This is a genomic window from Pseudomonas sp. SK3(2021) (assembly GCF_016772375.1).
Classification (GTDB): Bacteria; Pseudomonadota; Gammaproteobacteria; order Pseudomonadales; family Pseudomonadaceae; genus Aquipseudomonas; species Aquipseudomonas chlororaphis_I.
In genome coordinates, this window is the sequence record NZ_CP061943.1 from 3,714,899 (window position 1) to 3,732,223 (window position 17,325).

The following is a 17,325-nucleotide window of genomic DNA, read 5'->3' on the forward strand; positions in this document are numbered from 1 at the left end:
ATGCTTGAACTCAGACCCTTCAAATCCCTGGGCGGCGCCCATCATGGCTGGTTGGATGCCCACCACCACTTTTCGTTCGCCGAGTACTACGACCCCAAACGCATGAACTGGGGCAACCTGCGGGTGTGGAACGACGATGTGATCGCCCCCGGCAGCGGTTTCCCGCAGCACCCGCACCGGGACATGGAGATCATCACCTACGTCCGTGAAGGCGCCATTACCCACCAGGACAACCTGGGCAACAAGGGCCGCACCGAGGCCGGCGACGTACAGGTGATGAGCGCCGGCACCGGGATCGCCCACAGCGAATACAACCTGGAAGCCGGCGCAACCAAGATCTTCCAGATCTGGATCATCCCCAACGAGGCCGGTTCCGCGCCGTCCTGGGGCGCCAAGCCATTCCCCAAAGGCCAGCGCGAAGGCTTCGTGACCCTGGCCAGCGGCAAGCAAGGCGATGACCAGAGCCTGCGGATCCGTGCCGACGCGCGCCTGGTGGCCGCCAACCTGAAGGCCGGCGAGTCCGCCGAGTACTCGCTGGACAACGGTCGCCGGGCCTACCTGGTGCCGGCGACCGGGGTGATTGAAGTCAATGGCTTGCGCGCCGAAGCTCGAGACGGTATCGCAGTCGAAGATGAACGCCTGCTGCGGGTCACCGCCCTCGAGGACAGCGAAATCGTCCTGGTGGACCTGGCTTGAGACAGCGAAGAAACGATCGGCTTCTGTAGAAGCGAAGCTTGCTCGCAATGGGCGGCAAAGCCGCCCTTTCCGTTCTAGCTGAAGATAGTTGTCACCCAAACGGCAGCCATCGCGGGCAAGCCTCGCGCCTACAAGGCGCTGCAACAATAAAAAGGGGCGACCATCTGGTCGCCCCTTTTTTGCTCGGCTTACGGATCCTATCGCGGATCAGCCACTGATCGCGCCGTCCACCAGGGCCTGCGCCTCCTGCACCAGTTGTTTCAGGTGATCGTCGCCGATAAAGCTCTCGGCGTAGATCTTGTAGATGTCTTCGGTGCCCGATGGACGCGCGGCGAACCAGCCGTTCTCGGTCATGACCTTGAGGCCGCCGATCGCCTGGTCGTTGCCCGGCGCATGGCTGAGGATCTGCTGGATGCTTTCGCCGGCCAGCTGGGTCGAAGTCACCTGCTCCGGCGACAGTTTGCTCAGCAGCGCTTTCTGCTGCGGGTTGGCCTTGGCATCGACGCGCACCGAGAACGGCTCGCCGAGCTCATCGCACAAGGCGCGGTAGGCCTGGTTCGGGTCGCGACCGGTGCGGGCAGTCATTTCCGCCGCCAGCAAGGCCGGGATCAGGCCGTCCTTGTCGGTGCTCCAGACGCCGCCATCCTTGCGCAGGAACGAAGCACCGGCGCTTTCTTCACCGCCAAAGCCCAGGGAGCCGTCGAACAGGCCGTCGGCGAACCACTTGAAGCCCACCGGCACTTCGTACAGGCGACGGCCCAGGCGCGCGGCCACACGGTCGATCAGGCCACTGCTGACCACGGTCTTGCCCACGGCCGCATCGGCGCGCCATTGCGGACGGTTCTGGAACAGGTAGTCGATGGCCACCGCCAGGTAATTGTTCGGCGCCAGCAGGCCGCCAGTCGGGGTCACGATGCCGTGGCGGTCGTGGTCCGGGTCGCAGCCGAAGGCCACGTCAAAACGATTCTTCAGGCCGATCAGGCCTTGCATCGCATAGCTGGACGACGGGTCCATGCGGATCTGGCCATCCCAGTCGACGGACATGAAACGGAAGGTGGCATCGACTTCCTTGTTGACCACTTCCAGGTCCAGGCGATAGTGCTCGGCAATCGCCGACCAGTAGCGCACCCCTGCTCCGCCCAGCGGATCGACACCCAGGCGCAACTTGGCGTCGCGGATGGCATCCAGGTCGATAACGTTGATCAGGTCGGCGACGTAGCTGTTGACGTAGTCATGACGATGGGTGGTGTCGGCTTTCAGCGCCTGCTCGTAGCTGATGCGCTTCACGCCGGCCAGCTTGTTGGCCAGCAGCTCGTTGGCCTTGGCTTCGATCCACTTGGTGATGTGGGTGTCGGCCGGGCCGCCGTTGGTGGGGTTGTACTTGTAGCCACCGCTTTGTGGCGGGTTGTGCGACGGGGTGATCACGATGCCGTCGGCCAGGCCGCTGGTACGGCCACGGTTGTAGCAGAGAATCGCGTGGGACACCGCCGGCGTCGGGGTGTATTCGTCGCCCGCGGCGATCATCACGGTCACGCCGTTGGCGGCCAGCACTTCCAGGGCGCTGGCGCCGGCCGGGGTGGACAGCGCGTGAGTATCGATGCCGACAAACAGCGGGCCATCGATGCCCTGGGCCTGGCGATACAGGCAGATCGCCTGGCTGATGGCCAGGACGTGCCATTCGTTGAAACTCAGATCGAACGAGCTGCCACGATGCCCCGAGGTGCCGAAGGCGACCCGCTGGGTAGAGATGGCGGCATCGGGCTGGCCAGTGTAGTAGGCCGTTACCAGTCGCGGAAGATCGACCAACAATTCTGTCGGTGCCGGTTTGCCCGCAAAAGGACTGAGTGTCATGCAAAACCTCGGGAAATGGATGGTTCGGTGAGTGCTGCGCAGTTTACTGGCAGTTTGACCGCAACGCGACGGGATCTATCCGTCGCGGCTCGCGCAATAGGCAGCTATGGCCTGCCCAACACAGGCCATGGTCGGCAACTGCGCGCAAGCCTCTCGGGATCGAGGCAGGAACAAGGAAGGGAATTACCGCGAAGACAGAAACGCCAGAGTGCGCGATGGCGAACCCTGGCGTCAGGATCAGGCCGGTTCGACCTGCAGTGCGACCCGTTCGCGACAAGGACACTCGTCCATGTAGCGATGGGCTTCGACGAACTCGTTGAACGGGAACACCCGGGTCTTCAGCGGCAGCAGCACACGGTCCGCCGTCAGCTGGTTGATGTCGCGCAAAGCACGCTGCAAGGCCACCTGGTCCTGGATGATGCCCAGCTCGGGCTTGCCGGTGAAGTTGCCGATGCAGTGCACGAAGAACTGGATGTTCTTCTGGAACGCCGCGCAGGCCGGGAACGGCGTCTGGTTGCCGCCTTGCAGGCCGTACAGCACCAGGCTGCCGCGCGGCGCCAGGACGTCGCCGAGCATCGACATCTGCGGACCGCCCAGGCCATCGAACACCACGTCGACGCCGCGGTTGTCGGTGTACTTGTTGATCTGCATGAGCAGGTCCTGCTCTTCGGTGACGATGACTTTCTCGGCCCCCAGGGACAGCAGGTACTCACGTTCTTCAGCGGTCTTGGTGGCGGCAATCACCCGTACTCCAAGCGCTTTGCCCAGCTGGACAAAGGATGGGCCGGCGCAGTGGCTGGCATCGGTGACCAGGGCGAACTGCCCGGGCTTGACCCGCGCCAGGTCGACATAGGCAAAGTAGGCCACCAGCAGCGGCGTGTAATGCACCGCGGCTTCGATCGGGTTGAGCACATCGGGATAGCGGGTCAGTGCCGAGCGTGGCAGGACAATCAGCTCGCCGTAGACCGGATAATCGTTCGGGCTTTCGGCCGGGAAGCTGGCAACCTTGTCGCCCACCGCCAGGTCGTCGACACCTTCGCCGACCGCAGTCACCACGCCGGCCATCTCATGGCCAAGGCCGGAAGGCAGGCGGGCATGGGAGGACGCCAGGTTCTGGCGCCAGAGTACGTCGTACCAACTGATGCCGATCGCTTCGACACGCACCTGCACTTCGCCTGGCGCAGGCAGAGCGGCCGCATGCTCTTCGCACTTGAGCACCTCGGCCGGACCAAACTTGTGAAAACGGATCGTGCGGGACATCGCAAACCTCGTCAAAGTAACCTCTAATGCCATGAACTCTATCTGGGCTTTCTGGCCAAGACCATCAGCGGCTATTAATAGTCGACATGCCTGTCATTGATTCCGCAGCACCTGCAACAACGATAAACAGCGTGCCAGAGCGAAGGGCTCCTTACAGGAAAAAACAATTAGCCGGTGCAGAGTAGCAGCCTTTCCCCGTAAGATTCATGCCGGCCATTGTTCTCATATGGCCGCTCTCGTCAAGTTTGCTGACTCTGCCAGGACTCAAGATGAATCGTAATGACCTGCGTCGTGTCGACCTGAACCTGTTGATCGTGTTCGAAACATTAATGCATGAACGCAGCGTGACCCGGGCGGCGGAGAAACTCTTCCTCGGCCAGCCGGCCATCAGCGCGGCGCTGTCGCGCCTGCGCAGCCTGTTCGACGATCCGCTGTTCGTGCGCACCGGGCGCAGCATGGAGCCGTCGGCCCGGGCCGTGGAAATCTTCGCCCTGCTCTCGCCCGCCCTCGACTCGATCTCCACCGCGGTCAGCCGCGCCGCCGAATTCGACCCGGCGACCAGCACCGCGGTGTTCCGCATCGGCCTGTCCGACGACGTCGAGTTCGCCCTGCTGCCGATGCTGCTCAAGCGCCTGCGCGCCGAAGCGCCGGGGATCGTGCTGGTGGTGCGCCGCGCCAACTACCTGCTGATGCCGGCCCTGCTGGCCTCCGGCGAGATTTCCATTGGCGTCAGCTACACCCAGGACCTGCCGGCCAACGCCAAGCGCAAGGTGCTGCGTCGCAGCCTGCCCAAGCTGCTGCGGGCCGACAGCATGCCCGGTGCCCTGAGCCTCGATGACTTCTGCGCCCGCCCCCACGCCCTGGTGTCGTTCGCCGGCGACCTCAGCGGTTTTATCGATGAAGAGCTGGAAAAACTCGGGCGCAAGCGTCACGTGGTGCTCGCGGTGCCGCAGTTCAACGGCCTGAGCACCCTGCTCACCGGCACCGACATAGTTGCCACCGTGCCGGACTACACCGCCGACGCCCTGACCGCCGCCGGTGGCGTGCGCGCCGAAGACCCGCCCCTGCCGGTGCGCAGCTTCGAACTGCACATGGCCTGGCGCGGCTCCCAGGACAACGACCCGGGCGAACGCTGGTTGCGCTCGCGGATTCAGATGTTCTTCGGGGATCCGGACAGCCTTTGATCCAAAAACCGGATCGTCTGCCCGTGCACGGCCATTACCGGAAGACATAGACAAAAGAGGCCAGTCCTGACTGGCCGCTCGCGGGACTTTCCTGTTTCCGGGCTGACACCGAACGTTGCAGCCAGGCGCTTGTTCGACCCGCTCGATACCATTACCCACCATTGACCCATACCGACGTCCTGGCCGCCAGGCCGCGACGCGCGGCCGGGTTGCGCCAGTCAGCAAGGACCGGCGCCGGCAGGCAGGCTCAAGCTTGCGGATTGACCAGGAGTTGCGCAGCCCCGCGGCCCTGGTGCCGGGCGCCGTGGGTACAGGCGACGAAGTCCTCCTTGCGCAGCACCACCAGGGCCAGCAGCGACGCGACCCCAGTCGCCACGTAGAAGTACCAGGGCGCGCTGATGTCGCCAGTGAGCTTGATCAGCCAGGTGGAAATCAGTGGCGCGCTGCCGCCGAACACCGCCACCGGGATGTTGTAGGCCACGGCGATGCCGGTGGAACGGATGCGGGTCGGCAGCAGCTCGCTCATCAGGGCGTAGGTCGAGGACGCATAGAGCCCGAACAGGATCGCCACGGCCATCAGCGGCCAGAACAGGGTGGCCGGGGTGGCGTTGGGCGCCGCCTTGAAAAACCAGTACATGGCCAGGGTCGCCAGGGTACCGACCGCCATCAGGAACGGCTTGCGCCCGTAGCGATCGGTGAAGGCGCCACCGAAGGGCATGACCACCGCCGCCGAGAGGCTGGCGACGAAGACATAGAGCAAGGTGGTGCCGCTGTCGAACTTGAGGGTGTTGGACATGTAGGTCGAGGCGAAGGTCAGCACCAGGTAGAAGATCGAGCTGTGCAGGGTAATGATGAAGAACACCAGGGCGATCGAGCGCCTCCACCGCCAGACCTCGCGCAGCGGCGCCTTGGAGGTCTGCCCGGCCTGCAGCAAGGCCAGGAATTCCGGGCTGTCCTCCAGCTTCAGGCGGATATACAGCGAGATGAAGCCCAGGGGACCTGCGATCAGGAACGGGATCCGCCAGCCCCAATCCTGCATCAGCTCGGCGCCAAGGGCCCAGGTCATGCCATTGGCCACGGCGCCGCCCAGGAGCAGGCCGAGCACGGCGGTGACCATCAGCCAGCAGGTGGCGAAACCCCGGCGCCCGGGGCCGGCGTACTCGGAAATGAAGCTGGTGATGGTGCCGATCTCGCCTCCGGCGGAGAACCCCTGCACACAACGGATCAGCACCAGGATCACCGGCGCCGCGATGCCGATGCTGGCGTAGGTCGGCAACAGGCCCAGCAGGCAGGTGGAACCGGCCATCATCACCAGCACCGTGATCAGGGTCTTGCGTCGACCGATCTTGTCGGCCAGGGGGCCAAAGAACAGGCCGCCCAGGGGCCGGATGAAAAAGCTCAGGGCAAAGGCCGCGAAACTCGCCAGAAGGCTACTGGTAGGATCGTCGGAGACGAAGAAGGCTTTGCCTATATACAGGGCCAGGAAACCGTAGACGCCATAGTCGTACCACTCGATCAAGTGGCCGGAAGTGGCGCCGAGGAAGGCTCGGCGCCGCTGGCGCTGGAAGTTGGAAGGTGACACATCCATGTCGGGGGACTCCTGTCGTCGTGTTATCCATGAAATGCAGCGCTTCAGAGGTTGTTCAAGGGCCCCGTGGGGTCCTGCAACCACTGGCGCAACCGGGTCTTGAGAATCTTGCCATAGCTGTTTTTCGGCAGCTCGGCGCAAAACAGGTACTTCTTCGGCTTCTTGAACGAGGCCATGCGCGCCAGGAACCACTGCTCGAGCGCCTGCGCATCGAGGCTGTGGGACGGGCGCAGGACCACGAAGGCCACCACCGACTCGCCCCACAGGGCGTCGGGCTCCCCCACCACGCACACATCGAACACCTCGGGGTGCTGGATCAGCACTTCCTCGACTTCCCGCGGGTAGATGTTGCTGCCGCCGGAGATGATCACATCCTTGCTGCGATCGGTCAGGGTCAGGTAACCCCGCTCGTTCAGGAAACCGATGTCGCCGGTGAGCAGCCAGCCGTCCACCAGGGCCTCCTGGGTGGCTTGCGGATTGTCCCAGTAACCCTGCATCACCGCAGCCCCGCGCACGGCGATCACCCCAGGTTCGCCGGGGGCCAGGGGTTGGCCCGCTGCATCCACCACACGCACCTCGACGCAGGCATGGGCGCGCCCTACCGAGGCGGCAATGGCCGGCCAGTCAGCATGCCCGCGGTCGGCAATGGCCTCCCGGGACAGGGCGCTGATAGTCATCGGGCATTCGCCCTGGCCGTAGATCTGCACCAGGCGCGGGCCGAAGGTGTCCAGGGCCTGGGCGAGGTCCGCCAGGTACATCGGGGCCCCGCCGTAGACGATGGTCTTGATGCCTTCGCCGCAATAACCCTGCTGCCGGGCCTGCTCCACCATGCGCTTGACCATGGTCGGCGCGGCAAACAGGCTGACCTGGCCCAGCGCCTGCGCCAGCTCGAACAACTCCGCCGCCTGGAACCCCCGGGACACCGGCACCGCATGCCGGGCACCACATCGCACATGGATGAAGTTGTAGAGGCCGGCGCCGTGAGACATCGGTGCGGCATAGACCACTGCGTCATCAGCGGCCACTGGATCCACGTCCAGCGGATAACACAAGGACATGGCGATCAGATTGCCATGGGACAGCATCACGCCCTTGGGGCGCCCGGTGGTACCGGAGGTATAGAACAGCCAGGCCAGGTCGGTGTCCTCCCGCGAGTGCGGCTCCACCAACTCATCGCCCGGCGCCCGGCCTTGCATGGCCAGCCCGGGCGCGGCCAGTTCGCGGCAGCCGGCTGGCAGGGTCGCAGTGTCGAAGCGCTGGCCCTCATCGGTGTAGATCAGCCGGGCCCCGGCATTGCCGGCAATCCAGGCGGCTTCCAGGATGTGCAGCTTGCTGTTGATCGGAACCGCCACCGCCCCGCTCCACCAAATGGCATACAACAGTTCGAGATAACCACAGCTGTTCTGCATCAGCAGCGCCACCCGGTCGCCAGGCACAATGCCGTAGGCGTGGCGCAGTTGCAGCGCGCGTGCCCGGGCCTGCGCGGCAAATGCCTGGTAGTCGGCGACCTGGCGGTGTCCCTCGAACAGAGCCGGCCGCCGAGGCCAGCGCTCGGCCGCGTCGCGCAGCCAATGGGCGATGTTCATCCTCAGACCTTGACCGCTTGCAGGACGCTGGCGTAGTTGGCCACCGCCATGCCGCCCATGTTGAACAGCAAGCCGAACTCGGCACCGGGCACACCCAGGCCGATGGGTTTGCCGATCAGTTGGGCAAAGCCCAGGGCATGCATCGATACCCCGGTGGCGCCCACCGGATGCCCCTTGGCCTTGAGCCCGCCGGACAGGTTCACCGGCAGGCGTCCGCCCTGGCGCACGGTGCCGTCGTCGAGGGCCCGGTGCCCCTCGCCCCTGGGCGCAAGGCCCATGGCTTCGTAGATCAGCAGTTCGGCGATGGTGAAGCAGTCGTGTACCTCGGCGAAACTCAGGTCGCCGAGGGTCACGCCAGCCTGGCGCAGGGCCCCGTGGATCGCCCGTTTCGGCCCCTCGAACGCCAGCACGTCGCGGCGCGACAAGGGCAGGAAGTCGTTCACCTGGGTCATGGCGCGGATCGCCACCTGGCGTCGCATCGAACGGGCGCGTTGCGGCGAGGCCAGGATGATCGCCGCCGCACCGTCGCTGATCAGCGAGCAGTCGGTCAGGCGCAGTGGCGGCGCGATCAGCGGATTGCCCTGGGAAACATTGTTGCAGTGTTCAAAGTCCATCACTCGGTGCATCTGCGCCAAGGGGTTGGCCATGGCGTTGGCGTGGTTCTTCACCGCGATCATGGCCATCGAGGCCATTGGGCTGTGGTAGCGGTCGGCATACTGCTGCGCCACCTGGCCAAACAGTTGGGCGAAGCTCAGGCCAGCCTCCTGGAGGGCGTTCTGGTAACCGGCACCGGCCAGGGCCCGGGTGACTTCGACGGTGCTGTTGCCGGTCATTTTCTCCGCGCCGACCACCAGCACCAGCTCGGCGGCGCCGCTGCGGATCGCGTGGATCCCGGCCTGGATCGCCGCCGAGCCGGAGGCGCAGGCATTCTCGCAGCGAGTGGCGGGCTTGAAGCGCAGTTGCGGGTCGGCCTGGAGCATCAGCGAGGCAGGGAAACCATCCGCTACCAGGCCGGAGTTGAAGTGCCCGAGAAACAGCGCGTCGATTTGTCCAGCGTCGATCTCGGCGTCTGCCAGGGCCTCGCGGGTAACCTGGACGATCAGGTCCTCGAGGTTCAAGCCGTCCAGGCGACCGAAAGGGCTATGGGCGGCAGCGACGATGGATACGGAATCGTGAGTCATGGTGATTTTCTTCTGTCCTTGAAGCGGGTATTCCATACAATGATTCAGCACCCGAATCACACGCTAGTTGGGGCAACTACCTACGGCAGTAAGTAGTATCCGCCCCCCAAGGAACGCACCGATAAACCCGAGGCAGGATGCCTGATGACCGTATACGCCCAGCAATTCCAGGACCTAGAGCGCCTGGCCTTCCAGGTTTCCCCCGCACCGCAGATGATCACCGGGCATCGCCGGATGCTCGACTGCAACCAGGCCTTCGTTCGCCTGTTCGGCTACGAACGCGAACAGTTGCAGGGCCACCTGACCCTGCTGTTGTACCCCTCCCAGGCCGACTACCAGAGCATCGGCGAACGCAGCGAGCACTGGCTGCGCAACGGGCCCGGCACCTTCTACTCCGACGAGCGCTTCATGCAGCATCGCAACGGCGAGGTGTTCTGGGCCCGGGCCCACGGTTTTTCCCTGACGGCCGAGGATCCGTTCAAGCTGATGGTCTGGCATTTCGAACGCCTGGACCGCCAGCCGGCGCCGATGATCCAGTTGACCCCGCGCGAACGGGAGATCTCGCTGCATATCGTCAATGGCCTGACCTGCAAGGAAGTGGCACGCAAGCTGGGCATTTCCCACCGCACCGTGGAAGTCCACCGCGCCCGGCTGATGAAGAAGCTTCAGGCCAAGAACAGCGCAGAACTGGTGTCGAAGATCATCTTCATCAGTTGAGCGCCCAGGCACACCTGTCGCCGGCATTGATGCGCAGCAGCTGCAATGGCCCGATAGCCGGGGCCTCCACGCTGCCGCCCTGCGCCAGGACCTGGCTGACGGCATCCATCTCGAAAGCCTCTGAAGACCTCATCCGCAAAAAATCCGATGCCTTCCGGCATCGGATTTTCATTGCTTGCCCTCAGCGATCAAATCAACAGGCTTGGCTGTGGAGCATCAGGCACGTCTGCCGGATGGCTCCTTGACCGAGTACTAGCGGGCGGTCTGCGGGAGGGGCTCATCCTGCGTTGACGGGGACTGCTTGCCACCGCTGATCAACGGCCCGTAGCGCCGGCTGAACTCCTGGTTGTAGGGCACGTGGTCCTTGTTGAACCCGTTGTCCCAGTTGACCGACCAGGTCATCAGCCCCTTGATCGACAGCCCTTTGGCATGGAGGCGTTTGAACGCATTGGCAACGGCCGTCGGGTTGACCACGTATCCGGTGGCAGCGGCATCGACGTTGGCGGGCAGGCCAATGACGAATTTGTCAGGCGCAATCCGGGTGAAACCGCGAGTACCACTCACCAGGCTTTCGGTCAGGTAATAGAGGAAGTCCTCTTTCATGGCATCGTTGTTCTGGGCGATCCAGGCCCCCTTGCCGTTGTTGGCCTCCTGAACCCAGAGACCATCGCCGCCCTGGTTGTAGAACTGCGGTGCGATGAAGTCGTAGTAGCCCTCCAGCGCCTTGAGGTAGTCGACGTATCGACCGGCAGCGGTCAGGTAGGGGAACTCCGGCGCCATGCTGATGATGAAATGCTTGCCCTCGGCAGCATAGTGATCCTTGACCAGCTTCAGCGCGGCAGGCAGGACGATCTTGTTGCTGGCAGCGTCAATCGCGCTCTGCTCAAGATCGATGTCCAGCCCGTCAAAGCCGTAGGTTTCCACCAGACGGATGATTTCATTGGCCAGAGGCTGTTCATGGCCCGGGTTCAATGCGACATGAGCGTCAGCGCCCCCCAGGGACATCAGCACCGCCCTGCCCTGGCTATTCAGCACGCCCACCTGGCGACGAAACTCGGCATCGGACAGGTTGTACGGCTTGAACGTCGGAATACCGCTGCCTTTCATGAACGCCACGACCACCACGTTGTAGTCGCGGGGCACATCCTCCAGGTTCATATTGGCAAACTGCCCGCGCTGGTAGCCGTCCGCGGGGCCGGCCGGCCAGTTGTGCCAGTAGCCCATGAGGATTTTCCTGCCGTCCAGGCTCGGCATCCGCGACGCGGCGTCATCGCGCGGCGCTTTCAGTTGGGTAAAGTCAATCTTTGTCATGTTCTAATCCTTCAGAACGTTTTTTGAATGATCCGCAGACTTACTTGAAGTCGACGTCGAAGGCCTGGTAGAAGGCGTTGCCGGTATTGGCCACGATCCACATCAGGACAATCACGTGACGGCCCTTTTTATTGGCCGGCAGCTTCACTTGGTGATCGACCTTGGCCTTCAATTCGCCGGCATGGCTGTAGTAAGGCACCTGCGGATAGAAGTCCTCGGCGAAAGGTTGGGCCTCCAGTTGTGCGCGGGTGATGCGCTGTTTCGGATCCCAGCCGTCCTTGGTGATCAGCCAGCGATAGCCACGGGTGGTATGCGGTGCGGTGTACTGCCAGGTCACCTTGAAGATCTGGCCGGGGTCGACGTTGAGCAGCGGCCAGGTGAAGGCGCGGTTGAGCTTCTTGCTCATTTCCTCGTCGGTGAAGTTGACGCAGTCCCGGGCATCGGTCTTGCCACCGCTGAGGATGAAGCCATCGGCCGGCGGCGCGACGCTTGGGTTGTCCGAGTCGAACGGCGCAGGGAACGGACCGGCGGCCAGGGCCGGGAAGTTCTTGCCGCCTTCCATCTCATTGACCTGCCAGCCGCCCAGCAGGCCCAGGTCGATGGCGACTGCGCCGCGGGAGGCTGGGGAAGTGACGCGACCGTGGCGAAGCGGTGATTGGGTTTGTGGTTGGTTCATGTTTATTGCTCCATTGATTTAAGAAACTCTCCCTTTCCAAAGGAGAGGTCTGCAAATTAACCGAGCCGGATTTTTTGTCCACGCACCCATTTTTCGCTCTGCAACACGCTGACAGAGGAATCGCCCGAAAACACTGGATATACAACCAGTACGCTCGGATTTATCCTACCCAGCTTGAAGTAAAAGTCCTACCTGTCCAGGCGGCACTTGGAAGTCGTACCTCTACCCGCAAGCCCTTGAGGCACTGTCCGCCTGCCCAGCGAAAATATGCCCAGTACCGAGCAAAATCCGCTGCAGTGCCAGCCCGCGGAGCAGGTATCGTGGAGCAAAACCATCGGCCAGAGGTGCACTGTGGCGTCCTATTCCTTGCGTCAATTGAAGTATTTCGTCACCACCGTCGAATGTGGCAGCGTCGCCGAGGCGTCGCGCAAGCTGTATATCGCCCAGCCGTCGATCTCCACGGCGGTCAAGGGCCTGGAAGACAGCTTCGGCGTACAGTTGCTGATCCGTCATCACGCCCAGGGCGTGTCCCTGACACCCGGCGGCGCGCGTTTCTACCGCAAGGCCCAGGAACTGCTGCGCATGGCCCACGAGTTCGAGCAGAACGCCCTGGCCGACAACGATGTGGTGTGCGGGCAGATCGATATCGGTTGTTTCGAGACCGTCGCCCCGCTCTACCTGCCACGGTTGATCGCCGGTTTTCGCGAACGCTTTCCGGGGGTGGAGATCCGCCTGCAGGACGGCGAACAGCAGGAGCTGGTACAGGGTTTGACCGGTGGGCGCTTCGACCTGGCGATCTTCTACGAGCACGACCTGGACAGCACCATCGAGACCGAGGCGCTGATGGCGCCGCAACGGCCTTATGCCCTGGTGCCGGCCGGGCACCGTTTTGCCGGGCAGGCCCAGGTGTCACTGCGCGACCTGGTGCTGGAGCCGATGATCCTGCTGGATGTGCAACCCAGCCGCACCTACTTCGTGAGCATCTTCGAGGAGCTGCAACTGACGCCGAATATCGTCTTCGGCTCGCCGTCGATCGAGATGGTCCGCGGCATGGTCGGCCAGGGGTTCGGCTTTGCCTTGCTGGTGACCAGGCCCCATGGCAACAGCACCTACGACGGCCAGGAAGTGGTCTGTGTGGAGATTGCCGAGGATGTCACCGGTTCGGCGCTGGTGGCCGGCTGGCTGAAACGGGCGCAGCTGACCAAGCCTGCGCAGTTGTTCGTCGATTACTGCAAGGAGCAGTTCAAGGCCTGGCTGGCCTGAAGTGCCGGGCGCGCAGGAGCGGATTGACTCGCTCCTGCGGTTGGCGGTGCCGCCGGTTCAGCGCGCCGCCCAGGCGTTGAAGCGTTGCTCCAGCTCCTCGCCATGGTCCACCCAGAACTCCGCGTCCACCGCCCGCGCCCCGGCCAGGTTGGCCTCGGCGGTGGGCAACTGCCGTTGCACCGCCGCCGGCAGCAGCGCCAGCGCGTCACGGTGCACCGGCCCGTAGGGGATCTCCTCGGAGAACACCTTCTGGGTCTGCGGCTGGCTGGCGAAGGCGATGAAGTCTTCGGCCAATGCCTTGTTCGGCGTGCCCTTGACCACCGCCCAGTATTCCGGGTCGTACAGGCTTTGCGGCCAGACGATGCTCAGTTTCATGCCTTCCTTCTGCGCCGAGGCGATCCGGCCGTTGTAGGCCGCGCTCATCACCACGTCACCGGCGATCAGCCATTGCGGCGGCTGCGCGCCCGCCTCCCACCACTGGATATTGCCCTTGATCTGGTCGAGCTTGGCGAACGCCCGGGTCACGCCCTCGGGAGTGCCCAGCACCTTGTACAGCTGGTCCGGCTTGACCCCATCGGCGAGCAAGGCGATTTCCAGGGTGTACTTGGCGCCCTTGCGCAAGCCGCGCTTGCCGGGGAAGTCGGCGACGTTCCAGAAGTCCGCCCAGGAGGTCGGCGCCTTGGCCAGCTTGTCCTGGTCATAGGCCATGACCATCGACCAGACATAGGTGGCCACCCCGCATTCGCTCAGGGTCCCCGGCACGAACTGCGCCGGGTCGCCGAAGCGCGCCGGGTCGAGGCGTTCGAACAGGCCTTCGTCACAGCCGCGCAACAGCTCCGGGCTTTCGACTTCGACCACGTCCCAACTGGCGTGGCCGACATCGACCATGGCCTTGATTTTCGACAGTTCACCGTTGTATTCGCCGGCGACCACGCGTCCTGCGCCGCTGGCGGTGAAAGGTTGGAAGTAGGCCTTGTCCTGGGCCTGCTTGGTGGCACCGCCAAAGGAGATGACGGTGAGGCTCTGCGGCGCGGCCGAAACGCCGGTGCACAACAGGGCCAGGGCAAAGGGAACACAGCAACGCAAGGATCTGGACATGTAGCGGTTCCTCTAGATAGACCGGCGCGCCCGCGCGCGCCGGCCGCTTTGGGCTTACAGGCGACCGTATTCGCGGGCGGTCCGGTCTACAGCGGTACGGGTCTTGTCGACCAGTTCATCGATGTCGGCGTGGCTGGCCACCAGGGCCGGGGCCATGATCATCCGGCCCAGGGTCGAGCGGATGATCAGGCCCTCTTCGAAGCCGATGGTGCGGCAACGCCAGGCCATGTCGTTCTCATTGGCGAAACGCTTGCGGCTGGCCTTGTCTTCGGCGAACTGCAAGGCCGCCACCAGCCCGGCGCCCTGCACTTCGCCAATCAACGGGTGGTTGGCGAAGACTTCGCGCAGGCAGCGCTGCAGGTAAGGCCCGGTGTCCTGCTTGACCCGGCTGACAATGCCTTCGTCGCGCAGGGCCTTGAGGTTGGCGATGGCCACCGCGGCCGCCACCGGGTGGCCGGAATAGGTCAGGCCGTGGGCGAACACCCCGCCCTGCTCCACCAGCACCTCGGCCATGCGCCGGGACAGGATCAGCCCGCCCATGGGGATGTAGCCGCTGGTCAGGCCCTTGGCGATCGACAGGGTGTCGGGCTCGAAACCGAAATGCTGGTGGGCGAACCAGTCGCCGGTACGGCCGAAACCGCCGATCACTTCATCGGCGCACAGCAGCACGTCGTACTGGCGGCAGATGCGCTGGATCTCCGGCCAGTAGCTCTCCGGCGGGAAGATCATGCCGCCGGCGCCCTGGAAGGGTTCGGCGACGAAGGCCGCGACATTCTCGGCGCCCAGTTCGAGGATCTTCTCTTCCAGCTGGCGCGCCGCGCGCAGGCCGAACTCGGCCGGGGTCAGGTCGCCTTCGTGGGCGAACCAGTACGGCTCGTCGATGTGCGCCACGTCCGGGATCACCCCGCCCATGTCGTGCATGAACTTCATCCCGCCCAGCGCCGTGGCGCCGAGGGTCGAGCCGTGGTAGCCGTTCCAGCGGCCGATCATGATCTTCTTCTGCGGCTTGCCGAGGATCTGCCAGTAGCGGCGCACGGTGCGGATCAGCACCTCGTTGGCCTCGGAGCCGGAGTTGGTGTAGATCGCGTGGCTGTAGTGCGCAGGCAGCAGGCTGAACAGCAGCTCCGACAGCTCGACCACCGCCGGGTGGGTGGTGTGGAAGAACATGTTGTAGTACGGCAGTTGCTCGAGCTGCTGGCTGGCGGCGGCGGCCAGGTCCTTGCGGCCGTAGCCGAGGTTGGTGCACCACAGGCCCGACATGCCGTCCAGGTAGCGTTTGCCGTCGTTGTCCCAGAGCGCCAGGCCCTCACCGCGCACGATCACCCGCGGTCCTTCGGCGTTCAGCGCCTTCTGGTCGAGGAACGCATGAATGTGGTGCGCGGCATCCGCGGCCTGGTAGTCGCCGGTGCTGCGGACGGGTTTCACTTGAACGGTCATTGCGAGTCTCCTTGCGGGTATTTATCGAGGGTGCCGAGCACGCTGGCCAGCGGCTCCGGCTTGAACAGCGGCTTGCCCATCACGCCCTTGATCCACAGCACGGCGATGATCGAGACAATCAGCAGCACCAGGCCTGCGTAGGCAAAAATCGAAAAGGTCATTTCCGGGCTGGGCGACACGTTGCAGATCGCCAACAGCATGCCGGCGATGCCGAACAGCTGCGGCAAGGGGTAGAACGGTGTGCGGAACGGCCGCGCCACCTGCGGGTAGCGCCGGCGCAGGGCGATGACGTTGAGGTGGGTGATGATGTAGGCCAGCAGCCAGGCCAGGGCCGCCGAGAGCAACAGCTGGTTGATCGCGTCGGCATGGTCGTGCATCAGCAGCAACGGCAGGCCGGTGACCGCGGCGATGAACAGCACCGCGACCCAGGGCGCGCCGGTGCGCTTGCCCTGGCGCTTGAACACACCGAAGGCCTGGCCGTTGCGGGCCATGCCGAAGAGCATGCGCGGGATCGCCGCCAGCGAACTGTTGAGGGTGCTACAGGTGGCGGTGATCGCCGCAGTCACCAGGAACACCTTGCCCGCCTCGCCGAACACCGTGGTGGCGAACAGGTAATGCGGCAGGCCGTTGCTGGCCAGTTCCGCCTGGGGCACGGTGAGCAAGGCGCCCAGGGCGTACAGGCTGATGATCACGAAAATGAGGGTCAGGCCGAGCATCATCGAGCCCGGGATATTGCGCTCGGGGCGCCGGGTTTCTTCCACCAGCGGGCAGACGAACTCGGCGCCGACGAAACCCCAGACCGCCATCGCCGTCAGGGCGATCACCCCCAGGCCCATGGGGTTCCAGTGGGCGCTGTCGAACAGCGTCGGGTTGGGCGTGACGATGTCGCTGTTCATCGCGCTCAGGCCCATCACCAGCAACACCACGGTCATCACCACCGCCAGCACCGTCTGCAGACGGGCGAAGAGGTCGATGTTGAACAGGTTGAGCACGGTGAACAGCGCCAGTACCCCCAGGGCCACGGTCAGCGGCGGCATGGAGTGCGGGTAGACCTTGTCGATGATGAATTCCATCAGCAACAGCTCGGCCGACAGGGCGAACATCGCCACCACCACATAACCGGAAAAGGTCGCCAGAATCGCCGGGAACTGGCCGATGGCGACTTCGGTGTAGGTGCTCAGGCTGCCGGCGCGGGGGATCATCAGCGCCAGCTCGGAGAACGAACAGGCGTAGCTCAGGGCCAACAGGTAGGCCAGGCCCAGGGGCACGATAAAGCCCGGGCCGGCGATGCCGACACCTTGCAGCATCAGCACCATCACGCCTTGTGAGACCACCAGGCCGATGGCCACCGCCAACAGCGCGGTAAGGCCGAGTTTCTTGCGACTCGCGGGCGGCGCCAGGACGCCGGTTTGCACGCTTGCATTGCTGTTCATCGGTTGCTCCGTCTTGTTGTTCTATTTTTTGGAAGATCGGTGCT

14 protein-coding genes are annotated in these 17,325 nt (G+C 64.2%); 4 read left to right on the forward strand and 10 right to left on the reverse strand.

Features of this window, described 5'->3' with window-relative positions; genetic code table 11:
* Entirely contained in the window at positions 1–696 is a 696-nt protein-coding gene (locus tag IF690_RS16405; protein ID WP_202696502.1) for a pirin family protein, read from the forward strand.
* 207 nt (positions 697–903) lie between these two features.
* Here IF690_RS16405 and pgm read toward each other — a convergent pair whose 3' ends face one another.
* Together pgm and IF690_RS16415 are read right to left on the reverse strand one after the other, a co-directional pair.
* Positions 904–2,547, reverse strand: coding sequence for a phosphoglucomutase (alpha-D-glucose-1,6-bisphosphate-dependent) (gene pgm / locus IF690_RS16410; protein ID WP_202696503.1), 1,644 nt, complete (start codon positions 2,545–2,547; stop codon positions 904–906).
* 237 nt (positions 2,548–2,784) lie between these two features.
* The gene (locus IF690_RS16415) at positions 2,785–3,807 is read right to left on the reverse strand and encodes a zinc-dependent alcohol dehydrogenase family protein (RefSeq protein WP_023965576.1); all 1,023 of its coding nucleotides are present in this window, start codon (positions 3,805–3,807) and stop codon (positions 2,785–2,787) included.
* A gap of 269 nt (positions 3,808–4,076) precedes the next feature.
* On the opposite strand from IF690_RS16415, the gene IF690_RS16420 reads away from it, so the two are divergent.
* The gene (locus tag IF690_RS16420) at positions 4,077–4,991 is read left to right on the forward strand and encodes a LysR family transcriptional regulator (RefSeq protein WP_252189488.1); all 915 of its coding nucleotides are present in this window, start codon (positions 4,077–4,079) and stop codon (positions 4,989–4,991) included.
* Between the two features lie 247 nt (positions 4,992–5,238).
* On the opposite strand, the gene IF690_RS16425 is transcribed toward IF690_RS16420, so the two are convergent.
* From IF690_RS16425 to IF690_RS16435, 3 genes are read right to left on the reverse strand one after another with little or no spacing between them, the layout of a single operon-like run.
* A complete protein-coding gene (locus IF690_RS16425; protein ID WP_202696504.1) occupies positions 5,239–6,579 on the reverse strand; it encodes an MFS transporter in 1,341 nt (446 codons plus the stop codon).
* A 44-nt stretch (positions 6,580–6,623) separates the two neighbouring features.
* A complete protein-coding gene (locus IF690_RS16430; protein WP_202696505.1) occupies positions 6,624–8,165 on the reverse strand; it encodes a class I adenylate-forming enzyme family protein in 1,542 nt (513 codons plus the stop codon).
* A 2-nt stretch (positions 8,166–8,167) separates the two neighbouring features.
* Positions 8,168–9,346, reverse strand: a complete 1,179-nt coding sequence (locus IF690_RS16435; RefSeq protein WP_028682599.1) for an acetyl-CoA acetyltransferase — start codon at positions 9,344–9,346, stop codon at positions 8,168–8,170.
* A gap of 144 nt (positions 9,347–9,490) precedes the next feature.
* On the opposite strand from IF690_RS16435, the gene IF690_RS16440 reads away from it, so the two are divergent.
* Positions 9,491–10,063 (forward strand): LuxR C-terminal-related transcriptional regulator, encoded by a 573-nt coding sequence (locus IF690_RS16440; protein WP_202696506.1) that lies wholly within the window; start codon positions 9,491–9,493, stop codon positions 10,061–10,063.
* Positions 10,064–10,315: 252 nt separating this feature from the next.
* Here IF690_RS16440 and IF690_RS16445 read toward each other — a convergent pair whose 3' ends face one another.
* Both IF690_RS16445 and IF690_RS16450 read right to left on the reverse strand, forming a co-directional pair.
* Positions 10,316–11,374 carry a chitinase gene (locus tag IF690_RS16445; protein WP_202696507.1) on the reverse strand — a complete coding sequence of 353 codons (1,059 nt, stop codon included), beginning with the start codon at positions 11,372–11,374 and terminating at the stop codon, positions 10,316–10,318.
* Between the two features lie 40 nt (positions 11,375–11,414).
* A complete protein-coding gene (locus IF690_RS16450) occupies positions 11,415–12,050 on the reverse strand; it encodes a lytic polysaccharide monooxygenase auxiliary activity family 9 protein (protein WP_202696508.1) in 636 nt (211 codons plus the stop codon).
* Between the two features lie 351 nt (positions 12,051–12,401).
* On the opposite strand from IF690_RS16450, the gene IF690_RS16455 reads away from it, so the two are divergent.
* Positions 12,402–13,313, forward strand: a complete 912-nt coding sequence (locus IF690_RS16455) for a LysR substrate-binding domain-containing protein (RefSeq protein WP_025808708.1) — start codon at positions 12,402–12,404, stop codon at positions 13,311–13,313.
* A gap of 57 nt (positions 13,314–13,370) precedes the next feature.
* Here IF690_RS16455 and IF690_RS16460 read toward each other — a convergent pair whose 3' ends face one another.
* From IF690_RS16460 to IF690_RS16470, 3 genes are read right to left on the reverse strand one after another with little or no spacing between them, the layout of a single operon-like run.
* Positions 13,371–14,411 carry a gamma-aminobutyric acid-binding protein gene (locus IF690_RS16460; protein WP_202696509.1) on the reverse strand — a complete coding sequence of 347 codons (1,041 nt, stop codon included), beginning with the start codon at positions 14,409–14,411 and terminating at the stop codon, positions 13,371–13,373.
* A 54-nt stretch (positions 14,412–14,465) separates the two neighbouring features.
* A complete protein-coding gene (locus tag IF690_RS16465) occupies positions 14,466–15,848 on the reverse strand; it encodes an aspartate aminotransferase family protein (RefSeq protein WP_202696510.1) in 1,383 nt (460 codons plus the stop codon).
* Positions 15,845–17,281, reverse strand: coding sequence for an APC family permease (locus tag IF690_RS16470; protein ID WP_202696511.1), 1,437 nt, complete (start codon positions 17,279–17,281; stop codon positions 15,845–15,847). The genes IF690_RS16465 and IF690_RS16470 overlap by 4 nt, the downstream gene beginning before the upstream one ends.
* Between the last annotated feature and the right edge of the window lie 44 nt (positions 17,282–17,325).